This is a genomic window from Streptomyces sp. YGL11-2 (assembly GCF_050054615.1).
Lineage (GTDB): Bacteria > Actinomycetota > Actinomycetes > Streptomycetales > Streptomycetaceae > Streptomyces.
This window is the reverse complement of sequence record NZ_JBNHIN010000010.1, coordinates 136500-140817: the sequence shown is the minus strand read 5'-3', so window position 1 is coordinate 140817 and position 4318 is coordinate 136500. Positions and strand designations below refer to the sequence as shown.

The window sequence follows — 4318 nt, the reverse complement described above, 5'->3', positions numbered from 1 at the left end:
GCGCGTCGTGGTGGTCGACCACCACCAGCACCTCGGCCGCGGGACACGACTGCTCCCGCACCGACGCCACCGCCGCCAGGACGTCCGCCCACCGCTCCTGGGTGTGCGCGCAGATCACGACCGACACTCTCGGGCCCGAGCCCCCCGGCCCCGTCACCGCACGTCCCCGGCGATCAGCGCGGGTCGGGCGGCCGGCTTCCGCCTGGCGCCCCGCTCGCGCAGGATCACCCGCAGCACCCGCAGCCCGTCGCGTACCGCCCGCAGGTTGCTGGCGCCGTGGATGCGGATGTACTCGTGGCTGGGGATCTCCTGGACCCGCAGACCCGCCTTGACCACCCGGATGTTCATCAGCGTCTCGACCTCGAACCCGGCGCAGTCCAGGGCTATCCGGTCCAGGCAGTGCCGCCAGAAGGCGTTGTAGCCGTAGCACAGATCGGTGTAGCGGGCGCCGAACTTGAGGTTGACGACGGCGGTCAGCACCCGGTTGCCCAGCCGGCGCACCGGCGTCATGTCGTCCGTGCCGCCCCCGTTGGCGAAGCGCGACCCCTTGGCGAAGTCGGCCCCGGAGACCAGCGCCGAGACATAGCTGACGATCTCCCGGCCGTCGGCCGACCCGTCCGCGTCGACCATCACGATGATCTCGCCGGTGCACGCCGCGAAGCCGCTGATCAGGGCGTCCCCCTTGCCCCTGCCGCGCTGGGTGACGACGGTGACGCCGGGCCACAGCTCGCGGGCGACCCGGACGGTGTCGTCGGTGGAGTTCCCGTCGACCAGGACCACTTCGTGGATCCAGTCCGGCAGGGTCCGGAAGACGTACGGAAGGTTCGCCGCCTCGTTCATCGCCGGGATGACGACGCTCACCGGCGGCGTGATGGCGAGGTGGCAGGAGACGGGACGGTAGGCGGAATGGTCGGGCACCACGGTCAGCGGCGACGGTTCGTCCGCGTCGGCAGGGCGAAGGAAGGAGCTCATGGGCGGTTTCCCTCTCGTCCGGTGAGACGTCCGGTGGAGCTTCCGGTGGACCGCCCGTCTCCGGGCGGTCCGGCTTGCGGTCCGGGGCGAAAGGAGGGTGCCCACCCCGTTCGGTCCGGCAGGCGGTGCGGGTGGCGATCGACTGCCGTGCGAACAGGGTGAGTTGGCATGCCGGCACGCGGCCGCGCGGTCGTGTTCTGGCCACCGGCAGGCAGCGGACAGCCTGCGACGACCGGGCGCATGGGACCCCCCCACCGCGCCCCGCGCCGGACGGCTCACCGCGTGGCCGGCGCCCTCCCCAGGGGCAGCCGTGGCGTGATCATCCGATGCGGGTGGATGTGCGACGATATTGACGAACGGGACTTTAAAGCAAGACCTCCTATGGCAAGTCCCCTTTCGCGCCATTGGTCGAGACGGACTGGAGTGCGCCGGCGCCCGGCCGCGCTCCCTCCGCCGCCGCGAGCGCCGCTCACCGCCCCGTGCGGAGCCGCCCCGCCCTCTTGAGCAGGCGGTCCGCGGGCCCGGACAGCTCCGGCCTGGCCAGTACGGCGTGCCGCAGCGCGCGCACCGGCGCGCGCCGGGCCAGGTGACCCAGCGCAACGAGATGACGTCTCGTCACCATCCCTTCGTGGACCGTTAGTTCACGTGTCTTCAAGGAGTTCTTGTAGTCCTTCGCGCCGCGCCCCAGGTCCAGATACGCCAGCGCGTCCGCGGCCGCCGCCTCCGCCATCCGCAGATGCAGCACCAGCCCGGGCGAGAACCTCGCGAACCGTGGGTCGTACGCCGGGAACCAGCAGGCGAGCACCGACGGCGACCGCAGCCCGAAGTGCGCCGCCACCGGCCGGTCCCCGGCGTACAGCACCGACAGCAGACCGGTGAACGACTCCGTACGGGTGTGGAACAGCTGCTCCATGAGGCGGACGATCCACGGGTGCGCGAACCGGTCGCCGCGCCCGGTCCTGCGGTACTGCGCCGACTTCCAGCGCATCAGCGTGCGCAGCACCGCGGGGTCGCGCTCGTCGTGGACGAACCGCACCGGTGCGACGTCCCGGCCGAGCTTGCGCTCCTTGGCGAAGGTGGTGCGGACGAACTTCGACGACCGGGCGCGCAGTTGCTGCAGATACGCGTCGAACCCCCGGTCCACGTCGACGACCGGCGACCCGAATACGCGGAACTTCCCGCTGCCAAAAGGTTCCTGACCCTGCACCAGATGGTCGAACTCCAGTACCGACAGTCCGCACCCCCGGATCAACTCCTGGGCGTCCCAGTGGAATCCGGGCCGGTGGATCACCCCCTGCGCGTCGGAGAGCCCCAGGCCGATCGCCCGTCCCACGCCCAGCGCCGTCCGCTCGAACGGCAGGTAGGCCACCGGCCCGGCGCCTTCGCGGACCACCGCGATCCGCACCCCGGGCCGGCAGCGGCCCACGGCCAGGGTGAACTCCGGTGCCAGGAAGGGGTTCGCCAGCTGCGGGGCGCCCAGCGCGCGGGCCTCGGACTGCAGGGTCCGCCAGACCTCCCGGTCGGCCCCGGTCAGCTCGCCGGGGCGCAGTACGGCAAGGTCCACGTCACTCCACCCGGTTCCGGCGGCCGTGCCGGGTCCGCCGCCGTATCGCGCTCAGCAGCAGCCCGGCGCCGCTCAACGCCGCCACCGCGAGCACGCCGCCGCGTACCGACCACACGTGCAGCGCCAGCATCGTCTGGGCCACCAGCAGATCGACCGCGAGCGCCCCGGCCCCGGCGACCACGGCGCGGCCGAGCGGATCCATCCGGCCGAGCGCCGCGGCGATCGCGGCGGCCGGCGCCATCAGCAGGAAGAAGAGCGTGAACGGTGCGCGCAGCGGTGAGCCGATGTCGCCGATCGACAGGACGGCGCCCACCGCGGCGGTTCCGAAGGCGGCCCCCGCGACGAGCGACGCGGCACCGCTGCGCGGTCGGTCGTCGGGCGGCGGGCTGTGGGGCGGGCCGCCGTACGGGCAGTCGGACGGCCGGTCGGCGGGTTGTCGGGCGGATCGCTCGGTGGGGCCCTCGCCGGGGCAGGTGTGGTGCATGGTGTGGGTGTGCATTGGCAGCTTTACCCCCCATAAGCGCCGGATGCCGGGCCTCAATGTGACGCAGCGCCGGAAGGGCCGTCAAGACGCGCGGGGCGCCCACAGACGGCGCAATGGCCCGCTGGCGGGCGGGCGGCTCCGGAGACTGTCGGCACGCGGCTGCCCGGCTGGCGGCGCCGTGACCCGGTGGAAGGAGCCGCGTCCGTGGAGCCGCCGAGCGGAGTTGCCCTGACCGTGGTCCTGGTCTGCCTGACCTTGGTCACCGGTGTGCTCGACGCGGTCAGCTTCCTGGCGCTCGGCCATGTCTTCATCGCCACCCAGACCGGCAATCTGCTCTTCCTCGGCTTCGGTATCGCCGGACAGGGCGGGCTGCCGGTGGCGGCCACGGTGGTCTCGCTCGGTGCGTTCCTGGTGGGCGCGGCCCTCGGGGCCCGGGTGGAGTCGGGACTGGCGGCCCGGCGGCGGCCGTGGTTCCCGGTGGCCCTGCTGGTCGAGGCTGCGCTGCTGGTCGCGGCGGCGGCCACGGGCTGGGAGTCCGGGGCGGGCGGTGACCTGGCGACCGGTCAGCGCTACGCCGTGATCGGCCTGATGGCGCTGGCGATGGGGGTGCGCAACGTCACCGCGATGCGGGTGGCCGCCCCCGACTTCACCACCACGGTGGAGACCCGGGTGATGACGGCCCTGGTGAGCGGCTCCCCGCTGGGCCGCGACCGGCGGCTGGGCTACGGCAGCGGTGCGGGGCCCCGGCGGTTGAGTTCGGTGGGCGCGATGCTCGCGGGTGGCCTGCTGGGGGCCTGGCTGCTCGGCCTGGGCACCCGTCCGCCGCTGGTGGTGCTGCTGGTGGCGTTCACCGTCGCGGCCACCGCACTGCTCGTGCCCGGTCTCGCGCACGGCCGGAGCGCCGAAGGCTGACGGGTCGCCGGCCGGTCGGCGAGGTCCCGGGGGTGCGGACGCCGGCGCCGTCGACGCCCGGGTGGCACCCGCCCGTGGCACGTACGTAATCGGTCGTTTCGGAAAGTCCGTGATCGACCGTCAGAGGACTCGATGAGCCGCACTCAGGTATCCGGAGTTCCCACGGGGTGTCATATACGCGTCATGGCACGGCAATGCCGCCGCGTCGGAGATCCTGACGGAACGACGGATTTGTCATGAACTCTGTACGACTTTTGGCATGGACACTTCCGGCTACCCGCGAGTCTTGGTACGACGGATTAGGCAGAGATCCTGCTATGGGAGGTTCCATGAGACTGTCCCGATATGCGGCATTGACATCCGTCCTCCTCGTCACCCCGGCGCTC

The 4318-nt window shown here is 72.4% G+C and carries 5 protein-coding genes; 1 reads left to right on the top strand and 4 read right to left on the bottom strand.

Annotation, left to right across the window (positions count from 1 at the left end; translation table 11 throughout):
- From ACO1BR_RS14225 to ACO1BR_RS14210, 4 genes are all read right to left on the bottom strand, one after another.
- On the bottom strand, positions 1-157 hold a 157-nt coding region (locus ACO1BR_RS14225), incomplete at its 3' end, for a glycosyltransferase family 2 protein (protein WP_426795498.1).
- Positions 154-972, bottom strand: a complete 819-nt coding sequence (locus ACO1BR_RS14220) for a glycosyltransferase family 2 protein (protein WP_426795420.1) — start codon at positions 970-972, stop codon at positions 154-156. The genes ACO1BR_RS14220 and ACO1BR_RS14225, both read right to left, overlap by 4 nt.
- A gap of 469 nt (positions 973-1441) precedes the next feature.
- Entirely contained in the window at positions 1442-2536 is a 1095-nt protein-coding gene (locus tag ACO1BR_RS14215; RefSeq protein WP_426795419.1) for a GNAT family N-acetyltransferase, read from the bottom strand.
- 1 nt (position 2537) lies between these two features.
- On the bottom strand, positions 2538-3035 hold the full coding sequence (locus ACO1BR_RS14210; protein ID WP_426795418.1) for a hypothetical protein: 498 nt from the start codon (positions 3033-3035) through the stop codon (positions 2538-2540).
- A 189-nt stretch (positions 3036-3224) separates the two neighbouring features.
- Between ACO1BR_RS14210 and ACO1BR_RS14205 the strand changes: the two genes are divergently transcribed.
- On the top strand, positions 3225-3932 hold the full coding sequence (locus ACO1BR_RS14205; RefSeq protein ID WP_426795417.1) for a YoaK family protein: 708 nt from the start codon (positions 3225-3227) through the stop codon (positions 3930-3932).
- Positions 3933-4318 lie beyond the last annotated feature (386 nt).

Bases quoted from the DNA above. Each gene is read 5' to 3' on its own strand.
- ACO1BR_RS14220 (WP_426795420.1), bottom strand. From the start codon at position 972: ATGAGCTCCTTCCTTCGCCCTGCCGACGCGGACGAACCGTCGCCGCTG.
- ACO1BR_RS14210 (WP_426795418.1), bottom strand. From the start codon at position 3,035: ATGCACACCCACACCATGCACCACACCTGCCCCGGCGAGGGCCCCACC.